This is a genomic window from Mesorhizobium sp. M1C.F.Ca.ET.210.01.1.1, from assembly GCF_004791585.1.
Lineage (GTDB): Bacteria > Pseudomonadota > Alphaproteobacteria > Rhizobiales > Rhizobiaceae > Mesorhizobium.
On sequence record NZ_SRUU01000226.1, the window covers coordinates 1 to 283 of the forward strand.

The following is a 283-nucleotide window of genomic DNA, read 5'->3' on the forward strand; positions in this document are numbered from 1 at the left end:
CGCTCACCGGGGCCGGCACTTTTCATGTCATCGGTGCGCGGCTGTTGCGCGATTATGCATTGGAGATCGGCCTCGATCCGGCCTTCACCATTCATGATCGCGAGGATTCTGCCGATCTGATGAATCTCGTGCGCCACGAACTCGGTTTCTCCAGGACGGAAGCGCGCTTTCCAACCAAAGGCACCTGCGTTGCCATCTATTCGCGCGCCGTCAACGCGCAGGCCCCGCTCGGTGAGGTGCTGGGGTCTGCCTTCCCCTGGTGCGCCGGCTGGGCAGAGCAGCT

The 283-nt window shown here is 62.9% G+C and carries 1 pseudogene; it reads left to right on the forward strand.

Annotation, left to right across the window (positions count from 1 at the left end):
- A pseudogene (locus EN853_RS33685) lies at nt 1-283 on the forward strand (ATP-dependent helicase); the annotation flags it as partial.